This is a genomic window from Alteromonas sp. H39, assembly GCF_047556435.1.
Lineage (GTDB): Bacteria > Pseudomonadota > Gammaproteobacteria > Enterobacterales > Alteromonadaceae > Alteromonas.
Genome location: NZ_CP180210.1, coordinates 3,790,425 through 3,805,924 on the forward strand (window position 1 = coordinate 3,790,425; position 15,500 = coordinate 3,805,924).

Here is a 15,500-nt window from a genome sequence, read left to right on the forward strand (position 1 = left end):
CGGTTTACGCTTGTGATATGTTTTACATCACCGACTTAACAAAGGAAACGTTATGAAGATAGTAAGTTTAGCAGTGATTGCAGGCGCGGCGCTTGCACTAAGTGCCTGTAGTAAAGAACCTTCTACGCAATGCACCACCGCCCCTGAGTCAGAATGGATGGATCAAACCCAGTTCCAGAATGACCTGAAAGAAAAGGGCTATACCATTAACGAATTTGTGGTGACTGATGGTAACTGTTATGAAATTTACGGGATGGACGCGGCTGATAAGAAAGTAGAGATTTACTTTAACCCAGTTGACGGCAGCATTGTGAAAAGTGAGTCACACTAAGTCCGAAAAACCTGCGCGCATATTGCATTGATGGCAGTAATGCCGCAGGCGATGCCGCCCCACTCATCTGAAGGCGGCATCGCAACCAAACCGGGCAGCTACCCTCCTTGCTGTCTTCGGGTCACATTTGATAATCAGCGACACTTTTGATTACAAGCGGGGTTCTTGTAGGGACACAAACCTAGTCACCTCGTAAGTACAAATCCAGGATGCGGTAATGGCGACAACAATTCGGGTATGGGATCCGTTTATCAGGATCTGTCACTGGACACTGGTGACAGTTTTCACGTTAAATTACTTTGTACTTGAACCCGGCGATCTGCCTCATGAAATTCTTGGCTATATTGCTTTTGGGCTGATTCTCGTGCGCATCGTTTGGGGCGTAATCGCAACCAATCGGGCCGGATTTCGTCATGCCTCTTTCCGTAAAGCTGCATTTTCCCGTCACATTACCGAACTGAAAAACCGCAATGTGTCAAAGACACACGGACATAACCCTGTGGGCTGGCTGATGGTATTTTTGGTAATAGGACTATTTACGGGCCTTGGCGTAACCGGATTTATGATGGAAGAAATTGATGCGTTCTGGGGCAATCAAACGTTACAAGGCATTCATGAATGGCTCGCACACACCCTTTACGCAGCCGCCATTGTGCACATCGTAGCGGTGATACTTACACAATGGTGGGGAAAAGTTGCGCTGATACCAGCCATGATCACCGGCAAAAGACACATCGACAACAACTGACGCATCCGGTAAAAAAAGGGGCTACCTGAGCCAACAGGCAGCAACGCGATTCCCTTTTATAACGCAGGCTCCCGTTTAGTCAGGGTGTAATACTTTTCAAAAGTGAAACCTGTTCCGCTCGCTAGTCGGTCAGTTGTCTGGCGTTGCGCACCGCCTTGGGGTGCATCAGTTGCTCCAGCCCATCAAGATAACCGGCAATTTTTGCATGTTGTTGTTTATCAGCAGTCACAGCATTGTAAAGCCAGCGATAGGCATCTTCGTAGTCATAAGGACTACCGTAACCATCAAGGAACAACTCGGCCAGTTGCAATTGCGCTTTAAGGTTATTCAGCGCGGCGGCTTCACGCAGATAGAGCACGGCACGTTTTCGATCCTGCTGTACCAGCGTGCCATTGGCATAGTAGCGTCCTAATTGCTCCAGCGCCGCCGGAAAACCCTGGTCGGCGGCATCACGCATCAGATTTACGCCACGCTCCGGCGCTTTATCTACACAAACACCCCAGGCCAGCATATCTCCCCACAGGAACTGGTAAGCGGGCACACGCAGCACTTCGGCTCGGGCCTCAATATCCTGAACCAGCTGACAACGATCTTCCACCACCCGGTTAAGGTGAGAATTCTCGTTAATCATATTGATAAGTTCATCCTGTGAATAAAGCTGAACGGCTTTCATTTCCTGCGCTTGTGCACAAACACAGAACAGTGAAAGCAGAGACGCTACCGTCAGAGATATGATTTTATTACGCATAACAAATAACCGCGTGTTGGTAAAAATGATCCACAGTAAACTATCGGCAAACGTCCGAAAAACTCAAGTAGTGACAATTCGGTAGTGTGACAAGTGCAAGTATCGACTACTGATCCTTCCTTGTAACCCCACAAGACAGTGTGTGCTGCCGATTACCGGATTGTATTACACTTTTGATTAATTGAGTTTCATCGATAAAGCCATCTGAAGATGTCTGGCATGATCGGCAATATCAATGCCTAAGTCAGTAAGATAGCCACCATCGGGTTTGGTGATTATTCCTTTTGCGAAGAGTCGCTCGGCCGCATGGACGATTGACTGGCTGGCATCATGATGAATTTTCAGTCCCTGCATCAGGCTGTCCTGGGGAAACTTCAGGATCAGATTCAGCTCAGCGGTCATATCGTCATCAAATTGGTTCATGCTTCTACCTCAGGCAATGTTAATCAGTTTTTTTGGTGTAGATTCCTTTGAACAGGGTCTGCCATTGCGTTTCATCGGCTTTTCGAACCTGCCAGTGTTGTATCACACTCCCATTTTCTTCCGGCGTCCAGCTAATTTTATGAATTACCTCGCCAGTTTGCCCCAACGTCTTACCGCCCATTACCATAACACCGTCGACCAACCCGCCTTCCAGCGGCAACCGTAGCCCGGATTTGTCTGCCCAGGTCTGATACCATTTACCGGTGGTTTTGTCATAGATATTAATGCTGGTGCCATAAGGGCCAGATGCATTCGCGTACTGTTCAGTAATCACGCAGCCGTCATACTGCTTTTCAATCAGATTCACGCCGGCAAACTGTCCGTCAGGTGTGGTGATCTCCCAGTGTCCCAGCCAGAAGTTAAAATCCTGATACCGGTCAGCCTCACATGCCGAAGCAGTGGCCTGAACATGGCATGAAAGAGTAAGCAGAACGACGAGCGTAACAGGCACGGACAAGTTTTTCATAAGTTGCTGATCGGACAACAATCCTTAATGGTATAATCCTTTCAAAAGAGTAGTCCGTGGACCCTGCCCAATCAAATGAAATATAAAGATTTACGCGACTTTATCCAGCAACTGGAAACCCGTGGTGAACTTAAGCGCATCACGCAACCCATTGATACCGATCTGGAGATGACGGAAATCGCCGATCGCACCTTGCGCGCAGGCGGCCCGGCCCTGTTATTTGAAAATCCGAAAAACCATACCATGCCGGTACTGGCTAATCTGTTTGGCACGCCGGAAAGAGTGGCCATGGGAATGGGGCAGGATTCCGTTGCGGCCCTGCGCGAGGTTGGTAAGTTGCTGGCTTATCTTAAAGAGCCTGAGCCACCCAAGGGCCTAAAAGACCTGTGGGATAAACTGCCGGTATTTAAGCAGGTGCTGAACATGCCGGCGAAAACAGTAAAAAAGGCGCCGTGTCAGGACGTTATTATAAGCGGCGACGATGTGGACTTAAGCCAGTTACCTGTACAGCGCTGCTGGCCGGGGGATGCCGCTCCGCTGATCACCTGGGGGCTCACCGTCACCCGGGGCCCGCACAAAAAGCGTCAGAATCTGGGTATCTACCGTCAGCAGGTTATCGGGAAGAACAAAGTCATTATGCGCTGGCTGTCACATCGCGGCGGCGCATTGGATTTTCGCGAGTGGTGCCAGACCCATCCCGGCGAACCTTACCCGGTCTCGGTGGCACTGGGAGCCGATCCGGCGACAATCCTTGGCGCCGTGACGCCTGTTCCTGACACGTTGTCAGAGTACGCATTTGCCGGGTTACTGCGTGGTGATAAAACCGAAGTGGTAAAATCCATCAGTAACGACCTGCAGGTACCTGCATCGGCTGAGATTGTGCTGGAAGGCTACATTGCGCAGGACGAAACCGCGCCGGAAGGGCCGTATGGCGACCATACCGGTTACTACAACGAAATAGATGAGTTCCCCGTATTTACCGTCACGCATATCACGCATCGTAAAAATCCGATTTATCATTCAACTTACACCGGCCGTCCACCAGATGAACCCGCGATATTGGGTGTGGCGCTTAACGAAGTGTTTGTGCCAATTCTGCAAAAGCAATTCCCGGAAATCGTCGACTTCTATCTGCCGCCTGAAGGCTGTTCGTACCGCATGGCTATTGTAACCATGAAAAAGCAATATCCAGGGCACGCTAAGCGCGTCATGATGGGCGTGTGGTCGTTTCTACGCCAGTTTATGTACACCAAGTTTGTGATCGTGTGCGACGATGACGTTAACGCCCGGGACTGGAATGACGTGATCTGGGCCATCACTACCCGCATGGATCCGGCGCGAGATACCACCATGATTGAAAACACACCTATTGATTATCTGGACTTCGCATCGCCGGTATCCGGGTTAGGTTCGAAAATGGGCATGGATGCTACCAATAAAATGCCCGGTGAAACCGACCGCGAGTGGGGCACTCCCATCGTCATGAACGATGCCGTAAAGCAACGCGTGGATGACATCTGGGATGAGCTTGGTATCATGAACGATTCTGCAAGCCGGTAATCATTAACAGGTAAAGAAGAGAGTACATGTCAGAAATACAATGTCAGGTCGCCAATATCGAACCGCTTACCGACACGGTTTACAAGGTTGAATTAACACCATCATCTCCGATGTCATTTAAAGCGGGTCAGTACATTCTTGTGCACATGGGTGAAAACGACAAGCGTCCTTTTTCTATTGCTAATGCGGCCTGGGATAACGACCGTATCGAACTGCATATCGGTGCAGATGAAGGAAATGCCTACGCGACAGAAGTACTTGAACGCATGCGCAACGATGGCACCATTACATTAAGTGGTGGTCACGGCGAGGCGTTTCTGAAGCCCAATGGAAAGCCGATGATCCTCATTGCTGGCGGTACCGGTTTTTCCTACACCTGGTCCATTCTGCAGGAACACCTTCACAGCGATGATACTACGCCGGTAACCCTGTATTGGGGCGGGCGTCACGCCGATGATTTGTACCTTGCTGACGAATTAAGCGCGCTCGCAGAAAAGCACGACACGTTTACCTTTGTTCCTGTGGTGGAATTTGCACATGACGACTGGTCTGGTCGCACCGGCTGGGTGCACCATGCTGTGATGGCCGACCACGCAGACTTTGCTAACGTACAAGTGTATGTTGCCGGTCGGTTTGAAATGGCCAAAGTGGTTCGTGAAGACTTCTCTACCCGCGGATTGTCCAAAGACGACCTGTTTGGTGATGCGTTCGCTTTCATCTGATAGCAGACTGTAAGCCCCTGAGACATGTATTTAAGGCGCTGCCACCAGCAGCGCTTTACTGCTTCTGATGTAGCGTTCTTATTGCAAACACTGGCTTGCCGCAGCTCACATGCAGCGCTCTTACTCAACATACTTTCTTGCCGTTACCCACATGAAGCGCACTTAGTAAATACACTACCCCGCCATTACCCACATAACCGGCCGTCGACTAGCCAGTAACGGGGGAGTTTTGTTAAATAGTACATCACTTTTCGTTTATGCTGCCGTTTCTGCCTACGACAGAGTGCCCATTCATTACGCCGACTTCATTTGTGACCTGGTTGGGTTTCACCTAACGTAATAGTGAGGGTAGTGTGAATAAGTCTGTCGCCTCGCCGCGAACACAGACTTATTTGCAATATACCTTTAGCGAATTGGCGTTGACTGTACCTTTTCAGCCAGTGTCGTTCCGTCTTATTCTAACTACAATAAAAACGGTAATAACGATGAAAAAAACCACACTCGTTTCCTTGTTGGGCCTGACTTTTGGGTCGCTGACAAGCTCGTTCGCCACCGCATCAGATGCCCCCAAGGCAGGCGATCAGCAAGTCATTCACGATATTGTCGCTGACGTGTCTGCCGACAGAATTGAAAGTGACATAACTACGCTGGTTAACTTTGGTACCCGTCACACCTTATCTGAAACCCAGTCAGATACCCGTGGTATAGGTGCAGCACGACGCTGGATAAAAGCCGAGTTTGAGAAAATCTCAGCTGAGTGTGGCGGCTGTCTGGAAGTGTACTTCCAGTCTGACGTCATCAGCGATGAAAAACGTATTCCCGAGGCGACTGATGTTGTGAGCGTCATTGCCATCCAGCGCGGCAAAACAGATCCCAGCCGTTACGTGATCATGTCCGGCGATATCGACTCGCGAGTATCAGACGTTATGGATGCTACCTCGGATTCACCTGGCGCGAATGACAATGCGTCTGGCGTTGCTGGTACGCTGGAAGCTGCACGGGTACTGTCTAAGCACACATTTAACGGTTCTATTGTTTATGCCGCATTATCGGGGGAGGAACAGGGATTATTCGGCGGTAAGATTATGGCCGAGCAAGCCAAAGCCGATGGCTGGCGCATCAAGGCAGTGCTGAACAACGATATGATTGGCAATATTGAGGGTGTCAATGGCGTAATTGATAATACATCGGCCCGCATATTCGCGGAAGGTACCCGAGTGACCGAGACCGAGCAGGAAGCCCGCATCCGCCGCTTTACCGGCGGTGAAGTTGACTCACCAAGTCGTAATCTGGCACGTTACATCGACCGCATCGCCGACCAGTTTATCCCTAACCTGGATACCATGGTGATATATCGCCTGGATCGCTTTGGTCGTGGCGGCCATCACCGGCCCTTTAACGATCTTGGCTATCCCGGGATCCGTATTATGGAAACTAATGAAAACTACAATCGCCAGCATCAGGACTTACGGACCGAAGACGGTATTAAGTACGGTGATACGCTGGATGGTGTGAACTTCGATTATGCGGCCAAGTTGACCTCGCTTAACGCCGCCAGTCTGGCCAACATGGCGTGGGCACCCAGTCCTCCGGCAAATGTGAGTATAGAAGGTGCGGTTCGCCCCTCCACCACGTTGTCCTGGGATGCACTGGATGCTGAGCAAAATCCACAACTCGCGGGCTACAAAATATACTGGCGACACACCGATGCCCCACAATGGGAATTCAGTCGTTTTGTGGGTAATGTGACCACCGCAACGCTTGAAAATATCGTGATCGACAATTACTTTTTCGGCGTTGCCAGCGTCAGCAAAGAAGGCTACGAAAGCCCGGTTGTTTTTCCGGGCGCAGCCGGAAGCTTTGGCGACTAACGCCTCTGTAGCAAAGTCCAGATAGGAACGTCATCGCTCGCGATGTCGTTCCCATCCGTTGTGGACAACTTTCGACAAGGCCATCTCCATGTTGGTTTGGTACATTAGACTTTGCTTACATACCGTGTGATCTCCGGAAAACAGGTTATTCGTACAATTTTAATGTAAGCTAGAAGCAGAAAAGAAGCACAGGCGAAAGCGGTTGATGTTTGCAAAAAGCGTAATGCAAAAGTGATCACGGCTTCTCTGGTGCCATCATTCACCGGTTACCGCGAACGCGATGGCGAGTGACCGATGTAACTACAAAGTCGATGTCGTCTTTCGCATCATATTGATAGTAACGAAGTGAGTAAAAAATGAATAAGCTGTTGGCCGCCACGGGACTTGGGTTATCCATGTTGTTTTTCGGGAGTGCCAGTGCTGTCACCCTGGGAGCTTCACCATTTGCAACCTATGTCGACGCAGAGGGTGAGCCGGCACGGTTGAATGCAATCGTCGAGGAAGCGTTTTCCCGGATGGGAGAAGACCTTCAGCTTGAGGTTATGCGTCAGGCATTTCTTGGCAGCGGGCTGTTATCAGGAAAGCTTGACGGAGAATTTGCTTTTATCGATTTAGGCGATCAAAAATCTGCTTTTCTTTACTCTGAGCCCTACCTGCCTTTACAGCTTTACGTAAGCAGCAAATCTGAAAACGTGAAGCAAATTCGTCTGATACCTCATCTTGACAGCAATCGCGTTGCCATTGAAAACCGCTTCGCTAACACCCCGAAATTCAGATTAATAAAAGACATCAAGTGGTCAAGAAACCCGTCGAGTTTCGATGCATTCCGTCAACTTGCCGATGATCGCGCACCGTATCTTATGACTTCTTTCTTGTTAGTGGACGAGTTCAACCGGCTGCTCAGAGCCGATGGCGAAGAGATGCTGCATTACTCCGCAGCGCCTCTGGTGAAATCGAGCTTCCATATTTCGCTATCGACAAAAATGGCTAACGCAAAGCAATTACTTGCTACTTTTAACGACACTATCACAAAGATGCAGTCAGACGGCACCTACAATCGTTTACTTGGCGTAACCTGGCTGACACGGGACGTCGACGGTGATGGTGTCGCAGAATACATCACGTCAACCAACGTAAATCATGCCAAAATCGACCCCGGCCTGCTAACCCTGGCATACTCTCTTGACGGAAAGCCCGTCAGCGACAATGCGTCGTTTATCGTTGACGGCGAACGCTTTGCAAGCTGGAATGATGCTCTGCAAGCGCTGGAAACAGTAACGCCTTCGTTGCGACCCAGCCTGCTCGACCCGGATGTCTACAAGCGGATGATTCAGCGCTGGTAATCATCCACCTTTCACGCTCGTGGCACAAAAGAGGCTTTTCGGTAGCAGCCTGGCCTGACAGCGCGTTGTATCAACTCTCTTAAAAAGCGCCAGCGACAGATGTCCCAGGCGCGTGCGTAAGGGGCGCACCGCAGCTTTTTGCAGCCAAAATTCCCCCTGTCGTTAAGCTGTTTCTGTATCTTTCACTTCATAAATTTCCAGCCAGTCGGCGGTTTCCGTGATGGACTGAGCAGTAAGCTCACGTAGGGTTTCTTCAATTTCTTTCGCAGTGACTGCTGTTGTCGCAAGTGTTGATATTTTGCAGTGATATCCCAGCAGAATTTCTCTGGCACTCAGACTTCGTTGCGCTGAGATCTCAAACTCTGCGTGGTTTCGTATTGCAAATGCTGTAGTTCCCGTTACCGGCAGCCAGGCCGCCAGTAGCCCGCAGATTTTTGACAGACTATACAGATGCGGGAGATATAGCGTCAGCCCAATCTTGGCGAACACCACCACGATGGTCGTGATAAACATGGCCTCACTTAACTTTATAAGCCGCTTCGCCATTTGCTTCATCGCGATGGCATTGTGCGTGTGGTACTGATATTGCTCCTTTATCCAGTGCGTCTGAGTAAAATGCAGCGCATCGGATAGATAGTCTGGCTCCATGTTATGGCCTGAAAAGCCAACCCACCGAAGCACCGTTTCTGTGTACAGATAAGCCCAGCAGCGCTCCGGGCCGCCATGCCCGAGCAAGTTCCTCCCTAACACTTCTTCACTGTCGCGGAAACGACGCATAGGGAAATGGCTGCTGAACAAGGATAAATATAAAGTCGGTCTTAAGAATTCGGCAATACAGCGATATTCCAACCACCGGTCATGGAGGCGTTTGTATCTGTCTCGTTTGTATAAAATATAAATCAGGGCTAGCAACGCAATTTCAATAACAGCGCAGTAAAGCGCTGTTTTTCCATAATCGACCGGGCTGGAAAAGGCTATCGCCAGTGCCGCTACCATCAGCGCAGCCGCGCCAAAGATATAAATGTACATGAAGGTGCTGCGATGTAGCGACGCATAAAAGCCTGCCAGCCTGTCAGCGCGCAAGTAAGCGGCATAATAAGCGTCGCTGGCAGGAGAATGAAATTTATTAACGTCTGATGATGACGAAGGCGAGGCTATCTGTGCCGTAGCGGGAAGCTTTTTGTGATGCTGAATCACCTCGCGTTTTATTTTCGCAGGCGATATCAGGAGCTTTCTTAACATGCCGAAGCCGTTATGTAGCAGGTTACTGCGCCCTACTTTCACAGTAATAGGCCCCCGATCATTGTAATCCGGCTCCTCCTGATCACGGAATGACAACGCCGACTCGCGGGCGAAAGTGCGAAACCGATGTAAGACCCGGGATGTTAAATCTCCCTTGCGGGTCTCATCCGGGGAAGACAAAACGGTATCAAATAACAGCGTATGGCCAAGCCACTCGTAAAGTGATGCAGCGGTAAGGGGCGTGGTGATGGTCTCGCCATTTTCCTTATGCAGAAAATACAGGTTATTGGGGTGCTCGATGTCTATCCATATCACCGGGATTTTCTGCGACAACGCCAGTTTGATCGTCCACGACGTGCCATATCCTCCACGATCTTCGCCGTCGTAAAGCGCCACTAGTAAGTCACAGTTGCTGACCAGCGCTTCAGCGCAGTCACGGTATGCAAAGTCAGCGCTTTCCCGCTTGCCGTCCAACTCCAGAACTTTGGAGTCATGCTGTTGATAATTGGCTCGCTTGAGGGTTTGAAAAAATGCCTGCTGGCTCTCTTCGTCAAAATCCTGAGCGTACTCCTTAGCTGCAAAAGGCAAAATACAGGACAGCTCATATTGCTCTTTCACCAGCGCCGGTTCCAGTAACAACCGGTCTGCGCCATCAGCCATCGACGATATCAGCCTTAGCACCGGAGGGCGGGGTGCATAGAGAATTCTGGCATGGGGATGCTCATGACAACGGCTTAACTGCTCATGAATGAGACTGTAAAGTGCCGTAATTTGCTTTATCAGCACATCGTTATCTGCCCGGATGTTTGTATGCTCACGGTGGCCTGCCACACCGACACGCAACGTCATGGGTACCAGTGGCGAATCAACGAACTGCTGATATACAGAAGCAACTTGCGATTCAGGCATGAGTCATGTCCTTATGATGGGCTGAAGGTTATGAGAAGATCTTCTACGACAAGGGGACGCTCGTTTGCACGTCTACAGCAGAACGCTCTCACGTTTAAGAGAGACCTCACACTGCAGCAAATGACGGAAAACGGTTATTTTCGCAGCCCTACCATGTCACTGTTCACTTTTTGTACTAAGCTATTCGACAATAGCACAATAAACCGTAAATCCTATGCCCACCTGCAATATTTTCGTGTCCTCGCCTGGCGACGTTGCGCTTGAACGCGCGCTGGTCGCAAAAGTTGTCGAGCGCCTGCGTAAAGTATTCGGGCATCGCAGCGAACTCAACCTGATCCTCTGGGAAGAGCAGCCGCTTGAAGCCAGAGACTCGTTCCAGCCACAACTACCGAATCCGGCAACCGCGGATTTATTTATCATGGTGCTGTGGCAACGCATGGGCACCCTTTTGCCCGACGATGCCATTCCTGCTCCATATACCGGCCCGCTCACCGGCACCGAATATGAATTTCTGGCCGCCCAGGATGCGCAGCAGACCAATGGCAAGCCCGCGGTAATGGTCTACCGCAGAATGGACAATGCTGGAAAGCGGGCACAAAGCGTAAATGCATTTTTTGCTGAACACTTTACCGATCAGCAGCAGCGTTTGAGCAAGGCATATCATCAATACGCCACCGTGAGTGAATTTGAAAGCTTGCTGGAGCATCATCTTCACCGCTGGTTAGATAATCATCTCCCGATGCTGACCGAAGCAGAAATGACGCATGCCCGCGACTGGTATAGTGGCAACCCGTTTCAAGGGCTTAAAGCATTCCGCTTTGAGCATGCCAGCGTATTTTGTGGTCGAGATGATGCAATTGCAGAGGCGCTGGAAAAACTCAAGCAAAAAGCCGCCATGCATCAGCCATTTCTGCTCATTGTGGGCATGAGCGGTTCAGGAAAGTCGAGCCTGGCCCGGGCAGGGATCCTGCCTGCAATGTACGACCCCGTATTCTTTCGTGATGGCGGTCAGATACTGCGCGGGGTTATGCGTCCGGCAGACATCGAAGGCGATCCTTTTCGGGCACTGGTCTCGGCGTTGGCGTCGCACAGTGCTCACGAACTGGTTCCCCCTAAAGAAATTAACGCGCTTGCCAGACAGGCTTTTTCTTCTCCAGACACTTTCATTGATTACCTGCGTTCAGCATTGGCATCCCAGCCTGAACCGGTCACGATGGTGTTGCTTATCGACCAGTTGGAAGAGTTATACACGTCAGAGGCTATTACGCCCGAACAGCGTACGTTGTTTGCAAAATTGATCGCGGCGATGGTGGAGGAGGTAGGCATCTTTGTAATTGGCACCTTACGCAGTGACTGCTATCACCACCTGTCTTCCACCCCCGAACTGCTGCACCTCAAGCAGCACGGAGGGCAGCACGACTTGTCGCCCCCTGCCCTGTTTAATATTCGCCAGATGATCACCATCCCTGCCCGCGCCGCACACCTGCGATTTGAGGAAGGTGCTAAAGGCCAGCCTCCACTTGATGAAGTCATTGCCACGCGGGCCGCACAATCACCAGAAAGCTTGCCGCTGCTTGAATTTACGTTAACCCAGCTATATGACATGCGTACACCCAGCGGCATGTTAACTTTTGAGCACTACGCGTCGCTTGGGGGAATTGAAGGTGCCATAGCCAGTCATGCAGAGAGCGTGTTCAAAGGCTTGGATAAAACCGTCCGAAAACGCTTTGCGCATGTCTTTAATCAGCTTACCAGTTGCGATGAAACCGGACGTTATTTGCGTAAATGGGCGGTAAGGTCTCACCTTGAGAGCGACCGCCATGCGCGTACCCTGCTGGATGCCTTTATCGATGCGCGGTTACTGGTCAGTGAACGCAACCCCGACGGAGTAGAAGTGGTGACCATTGCACATGAGTCGCTGCATATTCACTGGCCCAGATTGGTAAGCTGGCTTGAGACCAACCGTGCTCTGCTAAATATTCGTAACCAGATGTCGGAACAGGTGCGGCGCTGGGTCAAAACAAAGCGCGATCCGGCCTTGTTGCTAAACGCCGGCAAACCACTGGAAGACGGTCGGGCACTTATTCGAAGTGAGCTTTCACATACTGCGGAATTAAAGGAGTACGTGGCGGCATCTGAAAGGCGTGCCAGAAAGGCCACCGGGATCCGCTACGCCGCTATTGGGGCGCTGATTGCCGTCACTTTGTATGCCACCAGCGCCTCTTTTTCTGCCAGAGAGAGTCAACAAGCTGCCGAGCGAAATCTGGCAAAAAGCCAGGATCTTATTGAGTTTCTTATCGGTGATTTACACTCGGAACTGGAAAAGCTGGGGCGTCTTGATGTGATGCAGTCTATTGGCGAGAAAGCCATGGCCTACTTTGCCGGCCTGGAAGACGAGGAAGCTAACGACACAAGTCTGTTAAATCGGACCAAAGCGCTGTACCAGATCGGCAGCGTGTATATGGATATCGCACAATATGATAAGGCTACCAAAGCATTTGAGCAAAGCCTGAAGCAGGCAGAGAAACTGGTTACACAGTCGCCCGACCGCTTCGACTATATGTATGAAAAGGCACAAGCCGAATTCTGGCTGGGTTATGCCTATTGGGTTGCCAACGATTTACGGCAGGCCGAAGCGTTATTTTTATCATACAGGGAAACGGCTCTTACGCTGCGTGAGATGCGACCCGAGTACCCGGATGCAATGATGGAAGTCGCTTATGCGAACTCGAACCTTGGCACGCTTGCCAACAGCAGAGGTAATATCGACGACGCCATAGGTTATTTTCTCAAGGCAGCGGAATACACGCTGCAGGTTGTTTCAATGGCGCCGGATAATCTGGATGCCATTGCCACCCTGGCCGACGTTTACTCCTGGCTCGGTTCGGCGCATCAGAAGCAACTAAAACTGACTCAGGCACTGAGCTTTTATCAAAGTGAACAACAGCTCTTTCAGCAGATAGCACGTCTGGAAAAAGGCTACCGGGCTAGGGTGAACGTGGTGCTGGCTAATAACCGGCTGGCGAAAATAGAAATATTCAGCGGCAACCTCAGTAAGGCCATTGAGATCTATCTTGAACAACAGCGCACCATGGAAGAGTTGGTAAGACATGACCGTGACAATCAAAACTGGCGACAAATCCTGTCAGCCACCCATGCGTATCTGGGCGAAGTGTATCTGCTGAGCAATGACTATCTTCTCGCAGAACAAAACTTTGATCGCAGCTTTGCCATTAATGCAGAAACGCCAGAAGAAAGTACTAACTTCTGGATGGAAACCTGGTATCACCGGCATTATTGGTACTGGCGTTTGCTAACAGCGCAGGAAAGATATGATGAAGCATATCCTCTTCAACAAACCTTATTGAAGGCAGAAGTGCCGACCGCACAGCTTTGGCGATTGCGTGTCGCTACGGCACTGAATTTACAGCCTGACTACACGGTGACGTCTGAATTTCTTGGACCAGGCGCTCTGGTAGCACAACTCGAGCAGGCGCTCGTGAAAGAAGACTACAGTACACTCAACAACCTGGTTTCTATTACCCCGGATGTTATCTGGCAGTATCCGGAACTTGCTGCGCTTGAGCCGGATATCCGTTCGGCCCTCGCGCATAACTTACTCTGATCAGGAGATCACTTTATGCCAGTACAGGACCTAACCACGCCAACAGATGACAACAGTGTCGATGTTGTTCTTAAGGCCGACACTGCGAATCAACCCGGAAACCTGACGTTGTATTCAGGTACCACGCCGATAAGCGAAATTGACTTCCCAGGCAACAAGCGCTTCATCCGGTTTGCGTTTCCCGATGGCTATTCCGACTTTGATATCCGTGTGTTTGAGGAAAATGAAGCCGCCGACAAAACCGCTGTGATGGCTGCTTACCAAGAGGATCCGCAGGATGGTATTTCGAAATTTGACGATACCTGGGACGGGAAAGCCTCCAGCGATCAGGAAAACCGGGAATTTAAGTTGCGCGCCCCTCAGGGACAAAAAATGGTGGTGCGAGATAAAGATAAGGATGGCGACGAAACCGGAACCCTTCACAGCTATATTCTAAAATTCACTTATAACAATCAAAGCTATTTGCTGGATCCAAGTATCAGAAATAAACAAATGGGATAACTCCCAGTGCGCTGCAGGGCGGAATACCCCGCCCTGCTTATTCAGGGAAGAGGCGGGTAAGTCTTTGGCCGCATCCAACTAAGCAACAGGTGAAAAATAATGAAAAACAAAACACGCTCTATCGTCACTGGCATCATTGCGGTATTACTTGCAGTCACCGTTCAGGCTAACCCAAATACCATTCATGTAGAATACAGAGCGCAGCAGGGCACACCAGGTCAGCTAACCCTGTATCAGGATAATCAGCCAATTGAGATCATTGAGTTTACGGAAGATAAAAAATTTATACGCTTTGAATTTCCCGACGGCTACTCTGACTTTGACCTTAAAGTGTTTGAGCAAAATGAACTTGCAGAAAAAAATGCCATTCTTTCCGCTTACGCGCAGTCGGCAACTGAGGGCATCGCCGCGTTCAATACATTATGGTCAGGCCATGCCTCCAGCGCACAAAACGCCAGAGAGTTTCAGGTTCACTCTGTAGGCAGAAAGGCGCTGGTTGTTCGCAATAAGAATGTGGATGGCACGCCGGAGGGTGTAATGCACGACTATATCGTCAGGTTCACAGTGAACAACACCACATACCTGTTGGACCCAAGTATACGCAATACCACCAGACGATAACCACCGGCATTCCGGGCGCTGTCAAACGTGGTCAAAGTCATGTGTTTTTATCTTTTCAAAGTGGGATATCACGACCACGCAGGAGGAAACTCGTGCTCAGGAAGTTACGTTTCTATCTGACGGATATTTTTTACTACGCCCAGGTTACGGGCGAGAAACAATCACCACAATGTAAATTAGAAATCAGCTTGCAGGCACTCGTTACGTGCCCGCTCGCGTTTTCTAAACCTAATCCCGCAATCCCCGAGACCCGACAGTTAACAGATACAATTCCCTCCTCAGACCTATGAGATGATTGATCGCCTTAGCAATACTGCGAACTGTCTCTCG

Annotated in this window: 13 protein-coding genes; 9 read left to right on the plus strand and 4 right to left on the minus strand. The window is 50.2% G+C overall.

What is annotated here, in order from left to right:
• The first annotated feature begins 52 nt into the window (after window positions 1–52).
• Together ACLBLI_RS16560 and ACLBLI_RS16565 are read left to right on the plus strand one after the other, a co-directional pair.
• Complete coding sequence (locus tag ACLBLI_RS16560) at window positions 53–331, plus strand: PepSY domain-containing protein (RefSeq protein WP_414828649.1); 279 nt, start codon at window positions 53–55, stop codon at window positions 329–331.
• 217 nt (window positions 332–548) lie between these two features.
• Window positions 549–1,079, plus strand: coding sequence for a cytochrome b/b6 domain-containing protein (locus ACLBLI_RS16565; RefSeq protein ID WP_414828650.1), 531 nt, complete (start codon window positions 549–551; stop codon window positions 1,077–1,079).
• 121 nt (window positions 1,080–1,200) lie between these two features.
• Here ACLBLI_RS16565 and ACLBLI_RS16570 read toward each other — a convergent pair whose 3' ends face one another.
• The 3 genes from ACLBLI_RS16570 to ACLBLI_RS16580 form a co-directional block, all read right to left on the minus strand.
• On the minus strand, window positions 1,201–1,752 hold the full coding sequence (locus ACLBLI_RS16570; protein WP_414830988.1) for a tetratricopeptide repeat protein: 552 nt from the start codon (window positions 1,750–1,752) through the stop codon (window positions 1,201–1,203).
• Between the two features lie 252 nt (window positions 1,753–2,004).
• Window positions 2,005–2,250, minus strand: coding sequence for a TIGR02647 family protein (locus ACLBLI_RS16575; RefSeq protein ID WP_414828651.1), 246 nt, complete (start codon window positions 2,248–2,250; stop codon window positions 2,005–2,007).
• A 19-nt stretch (window positions 2,251–2,269) separates the two neighbouring features.
• Window positions 2,270–2,776 (minus strand): hypothetical protein, encoded by a 507-nt coding sequence (locus ACLBLI_RS16580; protein WP_414828652.1) that lies wholly within the window; start codon window positions 2,774–2,776, stop codon window positions 2,270–2,272.
• A 75-nt stretch (window positions 2,777–2,851) separates the two neighbouring features.
• Here ACLBLI_RS16580 and ubiD point away from each other — a divergent pair, with 75 nt between their 5' ends.
• From ubiD to ACLBLI_RS16600, 4 genes are all read left to right on the plus strand, one after another.
• Window positions 2,852–4,336, plus strand: coding sequence for a 4-hydroxy-3-polyprenylbenzoate decarboxylase (gene ubiD / locus ACLBLI_RS16585; protein ID WP_414828653.1), 1,485 nt, complete (start codon window positions 2,852–2,854; stop codon window positions 4,334–4,336).
• Between the two features lie 26 nt (window positions 4,337–4,362).
• Entirely contained in the window at window positions 4,363–5,058 is a 696-nt protein-coding gene (gene fre / locus ACLBLI_RS16590; protein WP_414828654.1) for an NAD(P)H-flavin reductase, read from the plus strand.
• Window positions 5,059–5,543: 485 nt separating this feature from the next.
• Window positions 5,544–6,929, plus strand: coding sequence for a M28 family metallopeptidase (locus ACLBLI_RS16595; RefSeq protein ID WP_414828655.1), 1,386 nt, complete (start codon window positions 5,544–5,546; stop codon window positions 6,927–6,929).
• Between the two features lie 356 nt (window positions 6,930–7,285).
• Window positions 7,286–8,272 (plus strand): substrate-binding periplasmic protein, encoded by a 987-nt coding sequence (locus ACLBLI_RS16600; protein WP_414828656.1) that lies wholly within the window; start codon window positions 7,286–7,288, stop codon window positions 8,270–8,272.
• Window positions 8,273–8,434: 162 nt separating this feature from the next.
• On the opposite strand, the gene ACLBLI_RS16605 is transcribed toward ACLBLI_RS16600, so the two are convergent.
• Window positions 8,435–10,423, minus strand: coding sequence for a hypothetical protein (locus ACLBLI_RS16605; protein ID WP_414828657.1), 1,989 nt, complete (start codon window positions 10,421–10,423; stop codon window positions 8,435–8,437).
• A 214-nt stretch (window positions 10,424–10,637) separates the two neighbouring features.
• Between ACLBLI_RS16605 and ACLBLI_RS16610 the strand changes: the two genes are divergently transcribed.
• The 3 genes from ACLBLI_RS16610 to ACLBLI_RS16620 all read left to right on the plus strand — a co-directional run bounded on the left by ACLBLI_RS16610 (window position 10,638) and on the right by ACLBLI_RS16620 (window position 15,170).
• Complete coding sequence (locus tag ACLBLI_RS16610) at window positions 10,638–14,048, plus strand: tetratricopeptide repeat protein (RefSeq protein WP_414828658.1); 3,411 nt, start codon at window positions 10,638–10,640, stop codon at window positions 14,046–14,048.
• A gap of 15 nt (window positions 14,049–14,063) precedes the next feature.
• On the plus strand, window positions 14,064–14,549 hold the full coding sequence (locus tag ACLBLI_RS16615) for a hypothetical protein (RefSeq protein WP_414828659.1): 486 nt from the start codon (window positions 14,064–14,066) through the stop codon (window positions 14,547–14,549).
• Between the two features lie 99 nt (window positions 14,550–14,648).
• Window positions 14,649–15,170, plus strand: coding sequence for a hypothetical protein (locus ACLBLI_RS16620; RefSeq protein WP_414828660.1), 522 nt, complete (start codon window positions 14,649–14,651; stop codon window positions 15,168–15,170).
• The last annotated feature ends 330 nt before the right edge of the window (window positions 15,171–15,500 follow it).

Bases quoted from the DNA above. Each gene is read 5' to 3' on its own strand.
- ACLBLI_RS16560 (WP_414828649.1), top strand. From the start codon at position 53: ATGAAGATAGTAAGTTTAGCAGTGATTGCAGGCGCGGCGCTTGCACTA.
- ACLBLI_RS16565 (WP_414828650.1), top strand. From the start codon at position 549: ATGGCGACAACAATTCGGGTATGGGATCCGTTTATCAGGATCTGTCAC.
- ACLBLI_RS16570 (WP_414830988.1), bottom strand. From the start codon at position 1,752: ATGAAAGCCGTTCAGCTTTATTCACAGGATGAACTTATCAATATGATT.
- ACLBLI_RS16575 (WP_414828651.1), bottom strand. From the start codon at position 2,250: ATGAACCAATTTGATGACGATATGACCGCTGAGCTGAATCTGATCCTG.
- ACLBLI_RS16580 (WP_414828652.1), bottom strand. From the start codon at position 2,776: ATGAAAAACTTGTCCGTGCCTGTTACGCTCGTCGTTCTGCTTACTCTT.
- ubiD (WP_414828653.1), top strand. From the start codon at position 2,852: ATGAAATATAAAGATTTACGCGACTTTATCCAGCAACTGGAAACCCGT.
- fre (WP_414828654.1), top strand. From the start codon at position 4,363: ATGTCAGAAATACAATGTCAGGTCGCCAATATCGAACCGCTTACCGAC.
- ACLBLI_RS16595 (WP_414828655.1), top strand. From the start codon at position 5,544: ATGAAAAAAACCACACTCGTTTCCTTGTTGGGCCTGACTTTTGGGTCG.
- ACLBLI_RS16600 (WP_414828656.1), top strand. From the start codon at position 7,286: ATGAATAAGCTGTTGGCCGCCACGGGACTTGGGTTATCCATGTTGTTT.
- ACLBLI_RS16605 (WP_414828657.1), bottom strand. From the start codon at position 10,423: ATGCCTGAATCGCAAGTTGCTTCTGTATATCAGCAGTTCGTTGATTCG.
- ACLBLI_RS16610 (WP_414828658.1), top strand. From the start codon at position 10,638: ATGCCCACCTGCAATATTTTCGTGTCCTCGCCTGGCGACGTTGCGCTT.
- ACLBLI_RS16615 (WP_414828659.1), top strand. From the start codon at position 14,064: ATGCCAGTACAGGACCTAACCACGCCAACAGATGACAACAGTGTCGAT.
- ACLBLI_RS16620 (WP_414828660.1), top strand. From the start codon at position 14,649: ATGAAAAACAAAACACGCTCTATCGTCACTGGCATCATTGCGGTATTA.